Source organism: Neptunicella sp. (genome assembly GCF_048268085.1).
Lineage (GTDB): Bacteria > Pseudomonadota > Gammaproteobacteria > Enterobacterales > Alteromonadaceae > Neptunicella.
Window position 1 is genome coordinate 60122 of record NZ_JBLWWF010000003.1, and the last position, 21357, is coordinate 81478.

The following is a 21357-nucleotide window of genomic DNA, read 5'->3' on the forward strand; positions in this document are numbered from 1 at the left end:
CATATTTGTCAGGTGAAAAAACGCTTTTTATTCATTAGGATAAGACATCATCTCTGATTACCTCTGACTTTAAGGCTTCATATGCTGGAAAAACTATTTCAAGTCAATGCGCGTGGCAGTACGGTAAAAACCGAAGTGATCGCCGGGCTGACAACTTTTTTAACCATGGCTTATATCATCTTTGTTAATCCATCAATTTTGGCCGAAGCCGGGATGGATCATGGTGCGGTATTTGTTGCAACGTGTTTAGCTGCTGCGGTGGGTTGTTTGATTATGGGCATGGTGGCCAACTTGCCTATTGCTCTTGCACCGGGAATGGGACTGAATGCGTTTTTTACTTACGGTGTGGTAATGTCGATGGGGTACAGCTGGCAAGCGGCGCTGGGGGCGGTATTTTTATCCGGTATCCTGTTCTTTTTGCTTAGTGCGTTTAAAATCCGTGAATGGATTATTCAGGCAATACCACTGACCCTTAAAAAAGGTATTTCAACGGGGATTGGAGCCTTTCTGGCAATGATTGCGCTAAAAAATGCCGGTATTATTGTGGCTCATCCGGCGACGTTGGTGACGCTAGGTAATATTACAGATTTCGTCCCATTAATGAGTATTTTGGGCTTTTTCCTAGTGGCCGCTTTTACGGCGCGTAATCTGCCAGGAGCAGTATTACTCGCTATTTTGATTATGACCCTAATAGGCTTATTGAGCGGTGATGTTAGCTACGACGGGGTTATTTCTACTCCTCCTTCATTAGCCCCCACTTTTTTGCAGATGGATATTCAAGCCGCCCTGGAACTCTCTATGTTAAGTGTGGTTTTTGCATTCTTGTTCGTAGACTTGTTCGATACCTCAGGCACCTTGATAGCAGTAACTCAAAAGGCGGGTTTAGCGAATAAAGATGGGCAGATGCCGGGAGGATTCGGTAAAGCGTTGTTAAGCGACAGCATGGCAACGGTGGCAGGAGCAGCGTTGGGCACCTCCAACACCACAAGTTATATCGAAAGTGCATCCGGCGTAGCAGCTGGTGGACGTACAGGACTGACTGCGGTGGTCGTCGGCGGATTGTTTTTGCTGAGTATTTTCTTTGCTCCTTTGGCGGCAATGATCCCGGTATATGCTACGGCAGGAGCGATATTTTACGTGGCTATTTTAATGTTGTTTAGTCTAAAGGATATTGATTGGGATGATATTACTGAAGCCGCACCAGTGACGGTCGTACTGCTATTTACACCGCTGACTTTTTCAATTGCTAACGGGATTACACTGGCCTTTATTACTTATACCTTTACCAAGGCAACGTGCGGAAAATGGCGTGAAGTGACACCGAGTGTATGGATCTTAACCCTGTTGTTTGTATTAAAGATTATCTTTGTCGGGTAATCCCTGTTGATAAACAAAAATGGGAGCATCGGCTCCCATTTGTTTCTGCGTCTAGCGAGTTATTTTAATAAATCCATAATCTCGGCCAGTTCGGTTTTACCATTGATTATTTCATCTGGGGTTAAGCCGGATAATTCATGGGGAAAGACTAACCACTCGTCGCTTTGACGGACATAATAATCAGGCACGATGTCAACCTTGGAATTCTGTGGTTTGTACCAAGGACAGGCAACGCGAATATCACCGGGGGTATTCAAACGTGACAGCTTTTTGATTTGCTTTATCAACGCGTCAACACTGCGCCCTGAATCAAATACATCATCAACAATTAATAGCTTGTCTTCCGCGTTGGCATTTTCGATTAAGTAGTGCAAACCATGTACTTTGATTTCCTTGGATTGTTTATTGATACCATAATAGGAGGAAGTACGTACTGCGATGTGATCGGTTTCCACTTTTTTGAAGTCAAAATATTCTTGTACTGCAATCCCAATCGGTGCACCACCTCGCCAGATGCCGATAATGTAATCTGGTCTGAAACCGTCCTCATAGACGATAGATGCTAAACGAAACGCATCCTGTAGCAGTTGCTGTGAGGTTATAAAGTGTTTATCCGACATGCTGACTCCAGCTAAAATTTAAAGACGCGAAGTATAATACACACCCTAAAGTTGTTCACTCAAACTTTGTTACATTCTGCTAGTGGATCAATTTTGCCTCTAGGCCATCTTGATCGTAAACTCGGGCACTAGTGTGATATCAAGCTACTCATTTTTTGCTTTTCCAAGTGGAGCGGGTATATCCAACGCAGAGTCACACTCTGCTTATTTACATAACTATAAAACGATGGGAAGAAAATGAATAAAATAACCCTAATTGCTTTTGCCGTTTCAACCACTTTGGGATTGGCAGCCTGTAATCCAGCACAACCTCCTCAAACTTCCGCTGAAGCTCAAGCAACGGCTACAGCTAAGCAATCCGGTATTGATTTAAATGCTATTGATACCCAAGTCGGTCCACAAAATGACTTGTTCCGCTATGTTAACGGTAGCTGGTTAGCCAAAACGGAAATTCCCGCTGATAAATCCCGCTACAGCGTATTCAATATCCTGTATGACAACAGTCAGGTGCAGCTGAAAGAGATTATTCAAGATGCTTCCGCCATGCAGAATGCAGAGGGGAGCAATAATCAGAAGTTAGGTGATTTATATAACAGTTATATGAATGAAGAGCTGGCGGAAAAACTCGGCTATACACCCATTCAAAATGAAATAGATGCTATCGCTGCTATTGATGATGCCAGCCAGTTTGCTGCCAAAATGGGTGAATTATCTGTCATTGGGGTTGATGCACCTTTTGGTTATTATGTCTCGCCCGATGCAAAAGACCCGGGGATTTATGCGGCATATTTAGTGCAAAGTGGCCTGACTTTACCAGATAAAGATTATTACTTTAAAGACGAAGAAAAGTTCCAAAAATTCCGTGCCGCGATGGTGCAATATGTACAAGACGTGTTGAGTGCGGTGGGTTACGACAATCCTGAACAAGCTGCCCAAAATATTATGGCGTTGGAAACCGCAATAGCAGACAAACATCTGAGTCGTGTAGAGCGTCGTGATGCAGAGAAAAATTACAATAAACGAAGTGTTGAAGAAGTCCGCGAATTGCTAAACGGCTTTGACTGGAATGCCTATGCACAAGCATCTGGCATCGGTCAGGTCGATAAAATGGTGGTTCGTGAATACCCTTATTTTGAAGCAATTGGCGGAATATTAGCTAATACTGATTTGCAGACATTGAAAGATTATTTAACCTTCCGACTGGTGGATAACAACGCTCCACATTTAAGTAAGCAATTTGTTGATTTGAATTTCGATTTTTATTCAAAAACCTTACGTGGCGTACCTGAACAGCGTGAACGCTGGAAACGTGCAGTTGCTGCTACCAGTGGTGTGTTAGGTGAGGTGTTAGGTCAACAATATGTGAAACGTCACTTTAAACCAGAAGCCAAAGCGAAAATGGAAACTCTGGTGGGTAATCTGGTTAAAGCCTATGGTCAAAGTATCAAAGACATTGATTGGATGACCGATGAAACCAAGCAGGCTGCGCTGGAAAAACTATCCAAGTTTACACCTAAAATCGGCTATCCGGATAAATGGCGTGATTATTCTGCTTTGGAAATTAAAGCTGATGATTTAGTTGGTAATTATCAACGTTATTATCAATTTGAAACCGACTACAACAACAATCGTATTGGTCAGCCGGTCGACAAAGCCGATTGGGGCATGACACCACAAACTATCAATGCTTACTACAGCCCAACCCGCAATGAAATTGTATTCCCAGCGGCTATATTACAACCGCCATTTTTCAATATGGATGCAGATGATGCGGTGAACTACGGTGGCATTGGTGCCGTAATTGGTCATGAAATTGGTCATGGGTTTGATGATCAAGGCTCTAAATACGATGGTGATGGTAATTTACGTAGCTGGTGGACTGATGAAGACCGTGCTGCGTTTGAGAAGTTAACGGCTAAGTTAGTGGATCAATACAATCAGTTTGCACCCTTGGAAGATCAGCATGTTAACGGTGAACTGACTCTGGGCGAGAATATTGGAGACTTATCTGGTGTAACCATTGGCTATAAAGCTTATCAAATGTCGTTGGAAGGCAAAGAAGCACCAGTAATTGATGGTTTAACCGGTGATCAACGCTTCTTTATGGGATACGCGCAAGTCTGGCGTGGTAAATCCCGTGATGATGCGTTACGGGCGCAATTATTAAGTGACCCACATTCACCTGGTGAATTCCGCACTAATGGTATTGTGGTGCACTCTGATGCGTTCTATAAAGCCTTTGGTGTTAAAGAGGGAGATGCCATGTATGTGAAGCCGGAAGATCGCGTACATATTTGGTAATTGTCATATTTTGTAACCAAGACAAAGGCCGCTGTTGCGGCCTTTATGCTACAATGCCTCGTGATATTAGTTATCTAAACAAATATTAGAATTAGCAACGCACAGAGTTATTGATTGAAAACAGCAAGCTATTTATTCATGTTGATCTTGATGATGAGTGGGGTATTTACCTCGGCTCAGGCTGTGGTGATGCCGCTAAAAATGCTGGATATGCATCCTATCAGTCAGTCATTCCATACGCAGCACATGAAGATGACCCCAATGGATAGTGCAGCAAATATGGCTATGCACAATGATAATGACTGTTGTGATACTGTGCCGCCACCCTGCTGTCAGTCTGATGATGGTTGTAGTGCGGAGCCTTGTTATTGTGCCGCTGTTGCCACATTGGCAATCAGTAGCATGCCTATATTTATTGATACTCCCCCTCATTCATTAGCATTGTTTGATAACAGTGTTGGCCACATTTCTCTACCCCCAACCTCGGTATATCGCCCTCCAATAATCTGATTAATAAACAAACTTAAGTTAATTTTTTTAGATCAGAATTTATTATTTTTGAGGTGTGTATGCGCATTTTGTTGTATGTGTTGTTGAGTATTTTAACCAGTCCAGCTTGGAGCCAGGCTTCATCGTCGGATCCTAGCCAATCTAATCCGCTAGGCTCTGCCAGTGTCACCCGCTATGTCTGTCCCATGCATAGCCATATTATTAAAGATCACCCCGGCAAATGCCCGATTTGTGGTATGACACTGGAGGCACATCAAATGCCAATGGCTGCTTCTGCTTCAGTGGCACAAGTAACTATCAGTCCGTCAACTCGTCATGCCATGAATATTGTCACTAAAGCGGTGCAGCGTAGTGATATGTGGAGACAGATTAAAACGCTGGGTCAAGTGGATTTTGATCAGGCACAGATTAGCCATGTGCATCCACGTTTGTCGGGCTGGATTGAAACCTTAAATGTGGACACTGAAGGACAAACTATTCAACAAGGTCAACTGTTGTATACCCTTTACTCACCGGATTTAGTCGTGGCACAAGATGACTTTATTCAAGCCCTAAATAATCTTGAAGATAGTAAAAATCAATACTTATTAACCCAAGCACGTAAACGGTTATCGTTACTGGGGGTCGAAGATGATTTTATTCAACAACTGGAACAGCAACGGCAATCCCGCTATACGGTTCCCTTTTATGCGCAGCAATCCGGTATTGTTACCGCTCTGAATGTGCGTAAAGGTATGTATGTTCAGCCCCAACAAGAAATACTCGCTATTGCCGATCTTACCCGTTTGTGGGTGTTAGCCGATGTGTTTGAGAATCAGTTTGATTGGTTAAAAATCGGTAAACCTGCCGAAATTCATCTGCCCAGTATCGGTGTGCATGATGCTAAAGCCAGTATTGCCTATATATATCCGCAACTGGATCCGGTGACACGCAGTATTAAGGTGCGTATGGATCTGGACAATCCGACGAAGCGGATTAAACCGGGTATGACCGCTGATGTGGTGATTTATGGTGGACCGAAGTCTGCGGTACTCAATATTCCCCTGCAAGCGGTGATTAATAGTGAGAAAGGCAGTCGGGTAATAGTACAAAACTCGCAGCAGCAATTTGAAGTGCGTCAGATTGAAACTGGTATGCAAAGTGGAGACCGTGTTGAAGTACTGTCAGGCGTGCAAGAAGGGGAAGTGTTAGTGGTCTCCGGTCAGTTTTTGATTGATTCCGAGGCTAGTTTGAATGCCAGTTTTGAGCGTATGAACCCTCATGCCAACATGCAACACCATTAAGGAGTAAGTGATGTTAAAACAACTTATTGCCTTATCGGTTAAACACCGTGCTTTGGTTATTATTGCCACTTTTATGCTGGTTTTGACCGGCTTTCATGCTATCCGACAGATTAATGTTGATGCAATTCCGGATTTATCTGATGTGCAAGTGATTGTTAAAACCAGCTATGCCGGTCAGAGTCCGGAACTGGTGGAACAGCAAATCACTTACCCCTTGTCGAATATACTGATGGCGGTACCGGGAGCCAAAACGGTAAGAGGTTATTCCTTTTTTGGTGACTCCTATATTTATGTAATTTTCGATGAAGGTACCGATATTTACTGGGCTCGCTCGCGGGTATTGGAATATCTGACTCAGGCCAGACAACAGCTGCCTGATGGCGTTGAGCCCACTTTGGGTCCCGATGCTTCTGGCGTGGGATGGGTGTATCAATATGCGCTCAAAGATGAAACGGGTCAGCATAGCTTGGCCGATCTAAAATCTTTACAGGACTGGTTTTTAAAACAGGAATTGCAATCCGTTGCAGGAGTGGCTGAAATTGCCACGGTTGGTGGTATGACGCGCACTTACCAAATCGAAATCGATCCGCTTAAATTAGCCGCTTATCACCTTGATACCGAGCAGGTACGTCAAGCGATATTGGCGAATAATGGTGAGACTGGGGGCTCGGTGATTGAATTGGCCGAAAGCGAATTTATGCTGCGGGCCAGAGGCTACTTACACACCGTAGACGATTTTGCCAATGTCCCCTTGGGAGTACGTAATCAGGCTAATGTTCCGGTAACACTTCGCGATATTGCCAGTATTCATTTAGGTCCGCAATTACGCCGAGGTATCGCTGATTTAGATGGGCGAGGAGAAGTGGTCGGTGGCATTGTGGTAATGCGCAGTGGTGAAAATGCTCGCGATGTCATCGCAAGAGTTAAAAGTAAGATAGAACAGTTAAAACCGGGTTTACCAAAGGGTGTGGAAATTATTCCGGTATATGATCGAGCTGATTTTATTCAGCGTTCGGTGGACAATTTGTTAGATAAGTTACTGGATGAAATGCTTCTGGTGGCATTAGTGCTGATTTTATTCCTGTTACATTTCCGTTCGGCCTTAGTGGCGTTGGTGATTCTACCTTTATCGTTATTATTCTCGGTAATATTAATGAACTTAGTTGGTATTACGGCCAATATTATGAGTTTGGGCGGTATTGCGATTGCCATCGGGGCACTGGTGGATGCGGCTATTGTGATGGTTGAAAATGTGCATAAGCACCGAGAGGAGTTTAGCGATACTCAGCAACGTCAGCCTAATCGTAGCGAGCACTGGCAACTGGTCATTAATGCATCTCAACAAGTTGGGCCATCTCTTTTTTGGTCATTGGTGATTATTACCGTCAGTTTTTTCCCCATTTTTGTACTAGAAGGACAAGAAGGGCGCTTATTTACTCCCTTAGCTTTGACTAAATCTTTTGCTATGGCCGGTTCGGCCTTGTTAGCAGTGACGTTAATTCCAGTCTTAATGGGTTTTTGGGTCAAAGGCCGCATTATCCCCGAGCGGCGTAATCCATTATCCCGTTTATTAGTATGGTTGTATTTACCGGTATTAAATGCGGCACTGCGCTTTCCTAAAGTGACTTTGTTGGTGGGGATAATGCTGATGCTAAGTGCACTTTATCCACTTAACCGCACAGGATATGAATTTATGCCGCAAATTGATGAAGGCACCTTGCTGTATATGCCAACGACCTTGCCCGGAATTAGTGCCGGTAAAGCTGCGCAAATATTGCAACAAACGGATCAATTGATTAAATCGGTGCCTGAAGTTCACAGTGTATTTGGTAAAGTGGGACGCGCCGAAACAGCTACTGACCCGGCACCGTTAACCATGCTGGAAACCACCATTCAGTTAAAGCCTAAACACGAGTGGCGGGTAGGGATGACACTGGATAAATTAACGGACGAGTTACAACACAAGATCCAATTTCCGGGCTTGAGCAATGCATGGGTACAACCGATTAAAACCCGCATTGATATGTTATCTACCGGAATTAAAACCCCGCTGGGGATTAAAATCAGTGGTGATGATGTTAAACAAATTGAACATATCGCCACGCAGGTAGAACGTATGCTGAAAACTCTGCCTAATACCCGATCGGTATTTGCCCAGCGAACGGCCGCCGGTCATTACATTGATATTCAGCCAGATAGGCAAGCTTTAGGTGAATATGGTTTAACCATGGATAAGTTACATGATCTGGTGCGTTTTGCGATTGGCGGAGCACAAATTGACCAAGTGGTAAGTGGTAATGAACGCTATCCGATTAATTTGCGATTTCCTCGCCATTACCGGGACAATTTGCAAGCCTTGCGCGATTTACCGGTAAGTACCCCTGGTGGACTGTATATTCCGTTAAGTCAATTAGCCAAAATCAGTTTTCAGCAGGGGCCGGCAATGCTAAAAAGTGAGAATGCTCGGCGGGTAGGCTGGATATTTATTGATATTCAGAATGTTTCTGTGGGTGAATATTTGCAACAGGCACAGTCTTTACTTGCCCAACAGATTGAACTTCCGGCTCGTTATTCACTGAGCTGGTCCGGGCAGTATGAATCGATGCAACGAGTGGCTAACCAATTACAGCAAGTGGTGCCAATGACGCTATTGATTGTGTTGATTCTGCTAACGATCACCTTACGTAGCTGGCAACAGAGTATGATAGTGATGTTCACTTTACCCATAGGCTTAGCGGGGAGTTTATGGTTAATCTGGGGGTTAGGATTAAACCTGTCCGTTGCGGCTGCGGTGGGGATGATTGCATTAGCCGGTGTGGCAGCTGAGTTTGGGGTGGTGATGTATTTATATTTGAATCAAGCTTGGCAACAGCAATCACAAAAATCAGCTGAAACTTTACTTAATGCCGTGCGTGATGGCGCTGTTCAGCGGGTTCGCCCCAAAGCCATGACAGTACTAACGATTTTAATCAGCTTAATACCCATAATGTATAATCAGGGCACCGGTCATGAGGTAATGCAGCCCATAGCTGCGCCTTTAATCGGCGGTATGATTGTTGCTCCGTTGGTGTCATTATTGATTATTCCGGTGGCATTTATGTGGCTGGAAAAGCGAAAATTAGCGATTTAAATCCGCATAGGTATAAAATAGCCGGATGCAACAGTTAGAGATATTCGAAATTCAAAGCCCTTGTGTTGGTGTCTGCCAGTCAGACACCAACGGCAATTGTCTTGGCTGTTATCGCACTCGTGATGAACGTCTCTACTGGATAAAGCTTGAACCCGATGTCAAACGTAAAATTATTAAGGCTTGTGCTGGACGTAAACGTCGGGCCGAGATGGCAAAAAGAAAGAAAACCGAACCGGAACAAGTTAACCCGCAGCGATCGTTGTGGGACTAGCTTGCTGTTTTAGGGTTTTCAAATCATCTCGTAAATTAGTTAACCATTGTTTAAATGCTCTGCGCCACGCGGCTTTTTGATTTTGCTGGCTATTGGTGGAGCCCATCGCGGCTTCGGTTGAAAATGACCTTGCCGCAATGCCCAAATTCAAATTGACGGCATCTTCTATTACGGCAACCAACTCCCCGGTTTTTGAGTTGGCCAGTACGACTTGTATATACGCCTCACCAAATGAATTGACATATCGATCCATGCTGGTGGGGTTGTCCCATGCGCCATCCTTGGTGACTAAAGGATTGTAACGCATTAAACGGAATTCTACTGCCAGTACATCGTCGCCACCGGTTTGGGTATATTCAAATGCCTTACCATTGCCAAAAATAAAGTGGGATAATTCATCAAACTGATCGGCAATTTCGAAAATATCCGCTGCCTTAGCCTTTTGCCAACTACGGTTTATTTGTTCATCGCTGGTAGGAGGAACGATGAGCCTTTCCACATTCATATTAAACAAAATTAGCTTGTTGTACTGCTTAAATTCATCCCTCGAGTGCACGACAAATCGATCAAAATGGGTGTTGTGGAGTTGATACAACGGCTTTTCAGTTGCAGTATCAGGAATAATGGATTGCTCAATGGTGTTGGCGCAGCCAGTCAATAATATCGCGATAATAGGTAGCGTGAATTTCATCATGTTATTGCTTGTCAAAATGTTGTGATTGACCATAAGTAAGTAGCTCCACTCCAGTAATGTCGTTGTTAGTATTGACGTCAAAATGGAGTTTTACGAATTCACCACGATGATAAAAATTGAGTGTGTCCGCTGCCGAAAGAGTTAATTTATTTTGATCTAGATGTAACTGTAGCTTGTTGCTTTGAATAGTGAATTTAATCACTTGGTTATGTTGATGAGATTGGTATTGGCCGATATATCGCGATAGCTGCTGATGAGTTAAGTCTATATCCGCAGGCTGAAACACATATTGTAACCCGCGAGTATTACCTTCTGCTTTAACCCCGGAATGTCCGGCCCCCATCACGGTGTGGCTCCGCCATTGTAATCCGGTATAGTGTTTTTGCTGTAAAAACTCAGCAAATTGCATAACGGGTTGGTACAGGCCTTCTAATTCACTAACCGGCATAAATAACTTGGCTTGTTGGGTGAGCTTTTTCTCAAAGTTTTTTGTATAGGTGTATAAAACATTGTTATCCCAATTTACCGCTGGACTGGACGGAATATAGTTAGCGAATAAATTAGGCTGATTAAATAAGGTATACAAAGTAAACAGCCCGCCTAATGAGCTACCCATTAGTGTACGCTGCTCAGTTGTACGATAGTGTTTGTCTACGAATGGGATAAGCTCTTGTTGAATAAAGTTTAGAAACTTTTCGGCTCCACCGGAACTACCATCCTGATCGACATCGCTGGGGGTAAAGTCTCGCCGCCGCAGTTGATCGGGATTGGGATTTTTACCACCCCAAGTAATACCGATTATGATCAAACCGGGTACGAAACCATCATAGTATTGTTCACCGTAAATACTGCTGATTAAAGGAAAATCCCATTGAGCATCGAGCAGATAAAGTACTGGATAATGTTCCTTGCCTTGAGCGTATCCGGCTGGCAGATTGACCAATAGCTGATAATCTTGCTGCACAATGTCTGAATAGATTGGCTTGGTTTCTGTTCCCGGAATTGAGACAGGCTCTGCATTAACGACAAGGCCATACAGGAGTGAGGCGAGCAGAATGATTAATTTATTTTTCATTGGTATATACCATTGAAGCGATAGTGGCAACGCACTATAAGGCCGTTGGATTTTTATCCAGCCTAGCAAATAAATTTATGACAAAACAAAGGTTTCGCGACTAATAATTAAATAAAGTAAGCCGATAGAAAATTTGAACAATAATAATTTCGATTATAATAGTTGGCAAAAGTTTAGCGATTGCTCTGGATGTCGATTGAGTAGAATATATCCATATTTATTACTAGGTAATTGAGTTAAAACTCGTCTATTCTCAAAGAGTTGAAATGATTGATTCAATAGTTGGAAAGGACTGACTAATGCAAGCCATTGATTATGCAAAAAATGTAACGGAATCGTTTGCGCTACCGGATATTTGTACCCGAATAAAAGAATTGTTAGAAGATAATTGTTCAACTGCTGATGATATAGCTGAAGTGGTTGCACTTGATCCTTCGCTAAGCATCAAATTACTTAAATTAGCCAATAGCGCCTTATATAACTTTCCATCTGCCATTAATACTATCGGCAAAGCCGTTAATGTGATTGGCGGTAAGGCTTTATATAGTTTGGTGATCACTGAAACCGCGTCCAGTGCTTTCCGTCATTTTGAAAATAACGCTATTAATTTAGAGCGTTTTTGGCAGCAAAGTGTGTATTGCAGCCTGATCGCTAAAGAGTTAGCCAGTCAGGCCAAATTAAAGGATATTGAGCGATATTTTCTGCTGGGACTTTTACATAATTTTGGTGAGCTGGCAGTAGCGGTGCAATCTCCAGAAAAAGCCATGTTGTGTGAACAATACACCGAAAAAATGAAACCGTGGCAGCAACAAAGGACAATTTTGGGGTATACCTATGCCAATGTGTCAGCGGAGATATTGAAATTGTGGGGGTTGCCAGAGGAACTTTACCGTCCAATTGAGCACTTTAATGAGGTCATGTATGCGCTGGATGATCAAGATACCGCGATACTGAATGCGGCTTCTCGAATCGCTTTATCGATTATTCACCCCGAAAAATACAGTCAGACTAAAATTCTTAATCCGGAAATTATTAAAAGTTTCGGACTACATGCAGAAGACGTGGTGGAAGCCACTCAGTATGCCCGTATGGAAGCCTATAACATTTTGGTTATTATGAATCCGGAATTGTTTCTGATTCACTAAAGTGTGTTGATTATTTAACCACATCAATTGCATTTATACCGGGTATAATTAAACAAAACAGTAGATAGTTGTTAATTAAGGCTCCCAACCTTTATACTTCTGCGGTTTCATTTCTATACTGCGTAAATTATTTATCGAATTAACGCTGGCTAATAAAGGAATGCCTATTATTGGTCACCGCTGTTAGTTTAACTGTTGCAGTCAACCAAGAGGACAATGTTGTGTTAGAAGCATATCGTCAACACGTCGCTGAGCGTGCCGCTGAAGGTATACCACCTAAGCCACTTAATGCAGAGCAAGTTGCCGGTCTGGTCGAGTTGTTAAAAGCTCCACCAGCAGGTGAAGAAGAATTTTTATTAGAATTGCTGTCAGAGCGAGTTCCTCCCGGAGTAGATGAAGCCGCTTATGTAAAAGCCGGTTTTTTAAGCGCCATTGTTAAAGGCGAAGCCCAATCACCGTTAATTTCTAAAGATGCCGCTATCCAGTTATTGGGTAACATGCATGGTGGTTATAACATCGTTACTTTGGTCGAAGCATTAGATGATGCTGAGTTGGCTGAACTGGCAGCTGAAGAACTAAAACACACATTGTTAATGTTTGACGCATTTCACGATGTGGAAGAAAAAGCTAAGGCTGGAAATCAGTTCGCGCAAGATGTGCTAGAAAGCTGGGCTGAAGGCGAATGGTTCACGTCACGTCCGGATATGCCGGAAAAAATTACGGCCACCGTATTTAAAGTTACCGGTGAAACCAATACCGATGACTTGTCGCCAGCCCCTGATGCCTGGTCACGCCCTGATATTCCATTACATGCTCGTGCCGCTTATAAAATGACTCGTGACGGATTAACTCCAGAAAAGCATGGTGAAGTCGGCCCGTTAGCGCAAATCGAAGAGATGAAAGCCAAAGGCCATCCAGTTGCGTTTGTGGGTGATGTTGTGGGGACCGGTTCTTCACGTAAATCCGCAACTAACTCGGTTTTATGGTTCTTCGGTGAAGATTTACCTGGTGTGCCTAATAAGCGTGGTGGTGGTATTTGTATTGGTTCTAAAGTTGCGCCGATTTTCTTTAACACCATGGAAGATGCCGGTGCATTAGTATTTGAAGCCGATGTTGAAAAAATGAACATGGGTGATGTGATTGAGATCTTGCCTTTTGAAGGCGTGATTAAAAATGCCGACAGCGGTGAAGTGATCGCAGAATATCAATACAAATCGGAAGTGTTACTCGATGAAGTACGTGCCGGTGGCCGTATTAATCTTATTATTGGCCGTGGCCTAACTGATAAAGCTCGCGAATCATTAGGTTTAGGTGCATCTGATTTATTCCGTAAACCGGAGCAGCCAGCAGATACCGGTAAAGGTTATACCTTGGCGCAGAAAATGGTGGGTAAAGCCTGTGGCGTAGAAGGTATTCGCCCCGGGACTTACTGTGAGCCTAAAATGACTACCGTTGGTTCGCAAGATACCACCGGCCCGATGACCCGTGATGAATTAAAAGACTTGGCTTGCCTGGGTTTCTCTGCGGATTTAACCATGCAGTCATTCTGTCATACCGCTGCCTATCCCAAGCCGGTGGATATTGATACCCAGCATACCCTGCCTGATTTTATTATGAATCGGGGTGGTGTGAGCTTGCGTCCTGGTGACGGTATCATCCACAGTTGGCTAAACCGTATGTTGTTGCCTGATACCGTGGGTACAGGTGGCGATTCACATACACGTTTTCCATTAGGTATTTCTTTCCCTGCCGGCTCTGGCTTGGTGGCGTTTGCTGCGGCAACCGGAGTTATGCCTCTAGATATGCCAGAGTCAATTCTGGTGCGCTTTAAAGGCGAAATGCAGCCCGGTATCACTTTACGTGATTTGGTGCATGCGATTCCGTTGTATGCCATTAAGGCCGGATTGTTAACCGTAGAGAAAAAAGGCAAGAAGAATGTATTCTCTGGCCAGATTCTGGAAATCGAAGGGGTTGAAAATCTAACGGTTGAACAAGCCTTTGAATTATCTGATGCCTCGGCTGAACGTTCAGCAGCCGGCTGTACGGTTAAGTTATCCGAAGAATCCATTAGCGAATATCTGCGCTCCAATATCACCATGCTGCGTTGGATGATCAATGAAGGTTATGGTGATCCACGTACGTTAGAACGTCGCGCCCTTAAAATGGAAGAATGGCTGGCCAATCCACAATTAATGCGTGCCGATGCCGATGCTGAGTATAAAGAAATCATCGAAATAGACTTATCGGAAATCAAAGAGCCTATCGTATGCTGCCCGAACGACCCTGATGATGCAAAAACCTTATCGGACGTTGCCGGTGATAAAGTGGACGAAGTGTTTATTGGTTCATGTATGACCAATATTGGTCATTTCCGTGCTGCGGGTAAATTGCTTGATCAGTACGATGGTACTTTACCGACGCGTTTATGGATGTCGCCACCGACTAAAATGGATGAAGCGCAGTTACGTGAAGAAGGTTATTACAACGTTTATGCCAAAGCCGGTGTACGTACGGAAATGTCGGGTTGTTCTTTGTGTATGGGTAACCAGGCGCGGGTTGAGCCAGGTGCAACGGTATTGTCTACTTCGACGCGGAACTTCCCTAACCGTTTAGGTGATGGTGCGAATGTGTATCTGACCTCGGCTGAATTAGCCGCTGTCGGTGCAATTGTTGGTCACTTACCCACGGCTGAAGAATACATGCAGTACGCCAGCAAAATTGAATCGATGAGCGCGGATGTATTCCGTTATCTTAACTTCGATAAGATGGATTCATTTAAGCAAGCTGAAGCTGAAGCGAAGAAAAATATTATCCCAACATTGAATGTGGCTTAACCTGATTTAAACCATATAGACGGATAATTTAAAGCCGGTCAGTATTCTGACCGGCTTTTTTTATGTCTAGGCTGATTGTACCTAAATATTTAGGTCATTGAAGATAAGGAAACTACAATTAAGTTTGCACCGCAGTGTGGCTGTTGCTTTTTATTCAACCCATCGCATGAATAAGGAGCTGTTATGAAATCCAGATTGATAAAATTATTGTATGTATTTCCAGTTGTTGCAGTTGTACAAGCCTGTAACACAACACCAAAGGAAGAAGGTGCCATGCAGGAAGAACCGGAACAACAAATGGCTATATTTGGTATTTGTTACGATAACCGGGGTTGTGTCTCTGGTGATGAAAGCGCCTGGAGTGTGACCAAAAACTCCTGTTCCGCGTCCGGTGGCAAAAGCTGGTACAACAGTAATACCAGTAGTTGTGTAAACCTTTAACCTATCTAATCTACAGGCGCCATATTGGCGCCTTTTTTCTACGTTCAGATTGATTGACAAACTACATCAGCTCCTTTAAATTGTCTCCAAATGTTAATTAGTAACATTAAAAAATAATTTATATGTTATTAAGTATCGTTATCAAATTTGAGGAAATCGGTAGATATGGCTATTCAACAATCCCCTAATCCATTGCCGTTTAGCACCAAAGGTATTGGTGATCTTGCTACGTTGCATCAGGATGGATGGCATATTTTGGCCGAAGAAGTCAGCCTGCCGATTGCTGTATTAAACGAATCAGCATTACAGAATAATCTGGAATGGATGATGAATTATGCCAACAGGACAAAAGTGAAGTTGGCACCCCATGGCAAAACCACCATGGCACCGGAACTGTTTTTGGCCCAGCAGCAGGCGGGATGCTGGGCAATGAGTCTGGCCACAGCTCCTCAGGTTGCAGCCGCTAGTCAGGCGGGTATCCAACGAATTATCATGGCTAATCAACTGGTTGGTTTGCGCAATATGCAAATTATTGCCCGGTTAATTGAGCAGAACGACCTGGAATTCTATTGTTTTGTCGATTCCTACGCGAATGCCGAGGCACTTAATCGTTATTTTTCCGCTCAAGGACTGACACTGAATGTTTTACTGGAAATGGGTGTCACTGGTGGGCGTTGCGGTGTACGTGACGGTGCTAAGGCGAAAGAACTGGCCGCAAAACTTCAAAACCTGTCCGCCATCAAGCTAACAGGGCTGGCATTTTATGAAGGAGTGATCCACGGACATAATGCGACGGACAAGGTGACCGATTTCGTTAAAACTGTTCACGCACTAGCATTGGATTTGCACCAGCTTGGTCACTTCGCTGACGGCCAAGTGCTGATTAGTGGCGCGGGATCAGAATGGTATGATCTGGTGGCAGAGCAATTGGGGACGGCAGGTTTACCGGATGAATTCGTAGTGGTGATCCGTCCGGGCTGTTATTTGATCCATGATACTGGCATCTATCAGCACGCCCAGCAACAAATCCAGCAACGTAGTCAGTTAGCCTGTGATCTGGGGGGAGAATTGACTAATGGCCTGCAAATTTGGGCCTATGTACAATCGGTACCCGAGCAGGGTCTGGCTATTGTGGGAATGGGTAAACGTGATGTGGCATTTGATGCCGGTCTACCCACACCGGAACTGCATTACCGACCAGGGCAGTCGCAACCCACTGTTGTAGGTGAACGATGGTTGTTACAGCGCATTATGGACCAACACGCCATGTTGAGTTTTCCACAATCTGCTGAGGTGAAGCCCGGCGATATTATGTGCTTTTCGACTTCACACCCCTGTTTGACCATGGACAAATGGCGTTATATCGGCATGGTAGACAACCATTTTCGTGTAAGTCGCCTGATTGAAACCTGCTTTTAACGGTGACGGTATAAATTATGGATATCGTATCTAAGATAACTGATCGAATGCGGCACTTGCGTCCCTCAGAACAGAAGACTGCGCGTTTTATCCTTGACGATTTGTCTTTTGCTGCCAGCGCATCCATTAATGAACTTGCCGATAAAGCTGGCGTTAGCCATGCCAGCATTACTCGTTTGGCTAAAACACTGGATTGTAAAAATGTCCGTGAATTAAAAATGTTATTGGCCCAATCTGCCGCGGTGGGTGAGCGGTTTATTTCCAGCAAGCCAGTTAAGAAGAAAGAAATTCCGGCTATTTATCAGGCTATTCACGACATTCTCGATCTTAATGCCGGCCTGATTAGCGACAAGGCCATTAAGCAAGCCGGTAAAATAATCACTCGTGCCGGTCATGTTTTAATTTTTGGGGTTGGCGGCGGCAGCACTATGCTGGCGGAAGAAAGCCACTACCGGCTATTTCGGTTGGAAGTGAAAAGTAACGCCTATTCAGACCCCATGCTAATGAGGATGACCGCCGCCACCGTCGATAAAAATGATGTGGTGTTGTGTTTATCCTTAAGTGGTGTCAGTCCGGATGTGATGGCATCGGCACAAATCGCCAAAGAATATGGTGCTCAAGTGATCACTATCTGCCCAGCTGGCCCTTTGGCGAATATTGCTGATGTACATTTGCCGATTGAAACGCAGGAAGCCGATTACATTTTTAAACCCAGTGCCTCGCGTTATGTGATGCTGGCTGCCATCGACATTCTGGCCAGTGAGGTAGCTGTCTGTAATCAGAAAAAGTCCCGGGAAAAACTGCGCCGCCTTAAACATCATCTGGATCAGCACCGCAAAGGATCCGAACGTTTACCTTTAGGAGACTAACGTGTCACCCAGTCCTGTCTTGGCGGATCTGTTGATCCGTAATGCCACGGTTTATGACGGTTCCGGCGCACCTGGTTTGCCGCAGGATGTGTTGGTCAGCGGCAATAAAATTACCGCCTTGGGGCAGTTTGAATCGAGCGCGGCTAAATATTGTATTGACGCTGATGGAATGGCGTTAGCCCCGGGATTTATTGACGTGCATACCCATGATGATATTGAAGTGATCCGTCATCCTGCCATGTTAAGCAAGATCAGCCAGGGCGTGACCACTGTGGTGGTAGGAAATTGTGGTATCAGCGCCAGCCCGGTGACGTTGACTAACGCCGTTCCGGACCCGCTTAATTTATTGGGCAAGCAGCACGAATTTGTATTTGTCGAACTGCAGGATTATATCGACGCGGTTAATCAGGCCAGTAGCGCGGTTAATGTTGCCGCATTGGTGGGACATACTGCGTTGCGAGCACAAGTGATGGACAGGCTGGATCGCGCGGCAACCGACACTGAAATTGACGCAATGCGAACCAAACTAAAAAAGGCATTAAGTCAGGGAGCAAAAGGACTCAGTACCGGGCTGGCTTATCAAAGTGCCCATTCAGCAACGAGCTGCGAAGTGGAGGCTTTAGCCAGTGAACTCAAAGCTTATCAGGCTCTTTATACTACTCATTTGCGTACCGAGTTTGACGGTATTCTGCATGCGTTGGATGAAGCCTTTGCCTTAGGACGTAATGTTGATGTAGCGGTGATTATTTCCCATCTTAAATGCGCTGGTAAAGCTAACTGGGGGCGGTCACAGCAGGTTCTGGATCACGTTAAACAGGCGAGGCAACATCAGCATATTGGTTGCGATTGTTATCCTTATAGCGCCAGCTCCAGCACGCTGGATCTAGGTCAGGTGACCGCCGATTTTGACATTTTTATTAGCTGGTCCGATCCGCACCCCGAACAGGCCGGAAAGACCTTGCGGGAAATTGCCGAAAACTGGCATATGTCCTTGCTGGAAACCGCGGAAAAACTGCAACCGGCCGGAGCGGTATATCACGGAATGGCTGAATCAGACGTACAAAGCTTTTTGCAATATCCCGCCAGTATGATCGGCTCTGACGGCTTGCCTTGCGATCCCAGTCCTCATCCTCGTTTGTGGGGCACATTTCCGCGAGTATTGGGCCATTATGCCAGAGACTTGGGGCTATTTAGCCTAGGTCAGGCAGTGCATAAAATGACTGGCCTATCTGCCAGCGAAATGCAGTTGGATAATCGTGGTTTTATCCGACCAGACTATTTTGCCGATCTGGTGTTGTTCGACCCGGACAAAATCAAGGACAGGGCCAGTTATCTCGATCCCAAACAGATTGCCGAAGGCATTTTGATGGTTTGGGTAAACGGCCAACTCAGCTATAACACAACAGGTCAACACAGCAGATTAACTCTGGGTCGTGCTGGCCGATTTTTAAAACATAAACAACTTGAAAGCAAAGGTGAAGCATGACAATTAAACGATATGGCAGCAGTGGCGGTGTGGGTACCGGGGGACAGCACTTACCCTTTTCCAGTGCGGTTGAAGCTGGTGGCTGGCTGATGGTATCGGGACAAACTCCAATGCGCGATGGTGAGGTGGTGGAAGGCGGTATTGTCGAGCAATCGCGTCTGGCCATCCAGAACTGCGTCGATATTATGCAACAGGCCGGCTATGGCATGGAGCATGTGGCACATGTCAAAGTGATCCTCACCGATGCCCGTTATTTTCAGTCTTTTAATAAAGTGTTTAAAGAGTTTTTTGGTGAGCACCCACCCGCACGGATTTGTGCGGTGGCCGATTTAGTAGTGGACTGTAAAGTCGAAGTCGACGTGACCTGTTACAAGGCGCCCTGATAAAAAACAGTTTAACTGGCCCGGAGTGTGAGCATGGAACATCTGTTTATTGTTGCTTTTGTCGTCTATCTATTGGCTATGATTGCCTTGGGCTGGTTTGTATCGCGCAAAAACACCAGTGGTGAGCAATTTTTACTGGGGGGCCGTAGTCTGCCGTTATTGCTCACATTAGGCACCACAGTGGCCACCATGGTAGGCACCGGGTCGTCAATGGGAGCGGTAGGGTTTGCCTATCAGAATGGGTGGGCCGGTACGTTGTACGGGATTGGCGGCGCCATCGGCATTTTGTTGTTAGCCTGGTGGTTTGCGCCCGTAAGACAGCTACGTTTTATGACCATGAGCGAGGAGTTGTCTTATTACGTGGGGGCGAATCCGTTAATTAAAAATTTGATTGCAGTGATTATTTTTGTTGCCAGCATCGGCTGGTTGGGCGCACATATTATTGGTGGCGGTATGTATCTGGCCTGGCTAACCGGGCTGGATATTCAGTGGGCCAAAGTGATCATCGCCATCAGCTTTGCCATTTATGTGGTGATTGGTGGTTATACCGCCGTAGTCTGGACTGACTCGATTCAGGCCTTGATCCTGTTCAGCGGTTTTATTCTGATGGCAGTATTTTCGCTTTATTCGGTTGGCGGATGGGATGCCATGCTGGCGGCGCAACCCGTGGAAAATTTGTCCTGGTTTGCGGTGGATAAAATAGGTGTGTTGCCGGCTATTTCACTGGCACTGGCTATTATGGTGGGCATATTGGCTACTCCTTCGTTTCGACAGCGGATCTATTCGGGTAGTGATGTCGGCAGTATTCGCCGATCTTTTGTGTATTCCGGTGTGCTGTATTTATTTTTCTCCTGTATTCCCGCCATTATCGGCATGACGGCTTTTGCCACGGATGCCAGTCTGGACAACGCTTCTTTTGCCTTTCCGCATATGGCGCTGCATTTTATGCCAGTGGGGTTAGGTTTACTGATAATTATTGCCGGGATTTCGGCTACGTTGTCCAGCGCCAGCTCTGACGCCATCGCGGCGGTGAGTGTAGTGATGCGTGATTTGTATTGTCTGGCAACGGGCAGTATGCCACAACCGGATAAAGTAGTGTGGCTGTCGCGGTTAAGTTTAGTGGTCACCATTGGGTTGGCGCTTTTGTTTGCCCTCAGTTCCAACGATATTATCGCTTATATCACCCAAATGATTGCAATTCTGATGGCCGGTTTATGTATTTGCGCTTTATTGGGACGCTTTTGGTCCAGGTATAACTGGCAGGGTGCGTTAGCAACATTAATCGCCGGCTGTGTTACCGCATTGGTGGTAGGCAATCATGCTGACTGGAATAGCTGGTTTGGTAATCCTGTTTTGCCGTCGCTAGGCATGGCGTTAGTCAGTGGTGTACTGGTCAGTTTACTGACGCCTCAATCCAGTATCAGCAGTCGCGAGGCGTTAGCGATTCTGGACGCCGAACGGCAACGTATGGAAAGTAGCGCTGATTTGCAGGCTTCACCAGTACAACTTAACAAATAAC

General features: G+C 45.0%; 17 protein-coding genes. 14 read left to right on the top strand and 3 right to left on the bottom strand.

Annotated features, from left to right (window positions below):
* The first annotated feature begins 81 nt into the window (after window positions 1–81).
* Complete coding sequence (locus ACTD55_RS03020; protein ID WP_438862826.1) at window positions 82–1377, top strand: NCS2 family permease; 1296 nt, start codon at window positions 82–84, stop codon at window positions 1375–1377.
* 59 nt (window positions 1378–1436) lie between these two features.
* Here the strand turns inward: ACTD55_RS03020 and ACTD55_RS03025 are convergent, their stop codons facing one another.
* Window positions 1437–1997, bottom strand: a complete 561-nt coding sequence (locus ACTD55_RS03025; protein WP_438862827.1) for a phosphoribosyltransferase — start codon at window positions 1995–1997, stop codon at window positions 1437–1439.
* A gap of 237 nt (window positions 1998–2234) precedes the next feature.
* On the opposite strand from ACTD55_RS03025, the gene ACTD55_RS03030 reads away from it, so the two are divergent.
* The 5 genes from ACTD55_RS03030 to ACTD55_RS03050 all read left to right on the top strand — a co-directional run bounded on the left by ACTD55_RS03030 (window position 2235) and on the right by ACTD55_RS03050 (window position 9492).
* Entirely contained in the window at window positions 2235–4298 is a 2064-nt protein-coding gene (locus tag ACTD55_RS03030; protein WP_438862828.1) for a M13 family metallopeptidase, read from the top strand.
* Window positions 4299–4412: 114 nt separating this feature from the next.
* Window positions 4413–4808: a hypothetical protein gene (locus tag ACTD55_RS03035; protein WP_438862829.1), complete on the top strand. Its 396-nt coding sequence runs from the start codon at window positions 4413–4415 to the stop codon at window positions 4806–4808.
* Between the two features lie 59 nt (window positions 4809–4867).
* A complete protein-coding gene (locus ACTD55_RS03040) occupies window positions 4868–6091 on the top strand; it encodes an efflux RND transporter periplasmic adaptor subunit (protein ID WP_438862830.1) in 1224 nt (407 codons plus the stop codon).
* A gap of 10 nt (window positions 6092–6101) precedes the next feature.
* Entirely contained in the window at window positions 6102–9221 is a 3120-nt protein-coding gene (locus ACTD55_RS03045) for an efflux RND transporter permease subunit (RefSeq protein WP_438862831.1), read from the top strand.
* 25 nt (window positions 9222–9246) lie between these two features.
* Window positions 9247–9492 carry a DUF1289 domain-containing protein gene (locus tag ACTD55_RS03050; RefSeq protein ID WP_438862832.1) on the top strand — a complete coding sequence of 82 codons (246 nt, stop codon included), beginning with the start codon at window positions 9247–9249 and terminating at the stop codon, window positions 9490–9492.
* Here the strand turns inward: ACTD55_RS03050 and ACTD55_RS03055 are convergent.
* Together ACTD55_RS03055 and ACTD55_RS03060 are read right to left on the bottom strand one after the other, a co-directional pair.
* Entirely contained in the window at window positions 9464–10186 is a 723-nt protein-coding gene (locus ACTD55_RS03055; protein ID WP_438862833.1) for a hypothetical protein, read from the bottom strand. The genes ACTD55_RS03050 and ACTD55_RS03055 overlap by 29 nt on opposite strands.
* A 1-nt stretch (window position 10187) precedes the next feature.
* A complete protein-coding gene (locus ACTD55_RS03060) occupies window positions 10188–11261 on the bottom strand; it encodes an alpha/beta hydrolase (RefSeq protein ID WP_438862834.1) in 1074 nt (357 codons plus the stop codon).
* 299 nt (window positions 11262–11560) lie between these two features.
* Here ACTD55_RS03060 and ACTD55_RS03065 point away from each other — a divergent pair, with 299 nt between their 5' ends.
* From ACTD55_RS03065 to ACTD55_RS03100, 8 genes are all read left to right on the top strand, one after another.
* Complete coding sequence (locus ACTD55_RS03065) at window positions 11561–12406, top strand: HDOD domain-containing protein (protein ID WP_438862835.1); 846 nt, start codon at window positions 11561–11563, stop codon at window positions 12404–12406.
* A gap of 221 nt (window positions 12407–12627) precedes the next feature.
* Window positions 12628–15240 (top strand): bifunctional aconitate hydratase 2/2-methylisocitrate dehydratase, encoded by a 2613-nt coding sequence (gene acnB, locus ACTD55_RS03070; RefSeq protein ID WP_438862836.1) that lies wholly within the window; start codon window positions 12628–12630, stop codon window positions 15238–15240.
* Between the two features lie 183 nt (window positions 15241–15423).
* Window positions 15424–15681: a hypothetical protein gene (locus ACTD55_RS03075; RefSeq protein WP_438862837.1), complete on the top strand. Its 258-nt coding sequence runs from the start codon at window positions 15424–15426 to the stop codon at window positions 15679–15681.
* Window positions 15682–15846: 165 nt separating this feature from the next.
* The gene (locus ACTD55_RS03080; RefSeq protein ID WP_438862838.1) at window positions 15847–17100 is read left to right on the top strand and encodes an amino acid deaminase; all 1254 of its coding nucleotides are present in this window, start codon (window positions 15847–15849) and stop codon (window positions 17098–17100) included.
* A gap of 17 nt (window positions 17101–17117) precedes the next feature.
* Window positions 17118–17969 (top strand): MurR/RpiR family transcriptional regulator, encoded by an 852-nt coding sequence (locus tag ACTD55_RS03085; RefSeq protein WP_438862839.1) that lies wholly within the window; start codon window positions 17118–17120, stop codon window positions 17967–17969.
* A gap of 1 nt (window position 17970) precedes the next feature.
* Complete coding sequence (locus ACTD55_RS03090) at window positions 17971–19455, top strand: N-acyl-D-amino-acid deacylase family protein (RefSeq protein WP_438862840.1); 1485 nt, start codon at window positions 17971–17973, stop codon at window positions 19453–19455.
* Entirely contained in the window at window positions 19452–19838 is a 387-nt protein-coding gene (locus ACTD55_RS03095; protein ID WP_438862841.1) for a RidA family protein, read from the top strand. The genes ACTD55_RS03090 and ACTD55_RS03095 overlap by 4 nt, the downstream gene beginning before the upstream one ends.
* A gap of 33 nt (window positions 19839–19871) precedes the next feature.
* On the top strand, window positions 19872–21356 hold the full coding sequence (locus ACTD55_RS03100; RefSeq protein ID WP_438862842.1) for a sodium:solute symporter family protein: 1485 nt from the start codon (window positions 19872–19874) through the stop codon (window positions 21354–21356).
* Window position 21357 lies beyond the last annotated feature (1 nt).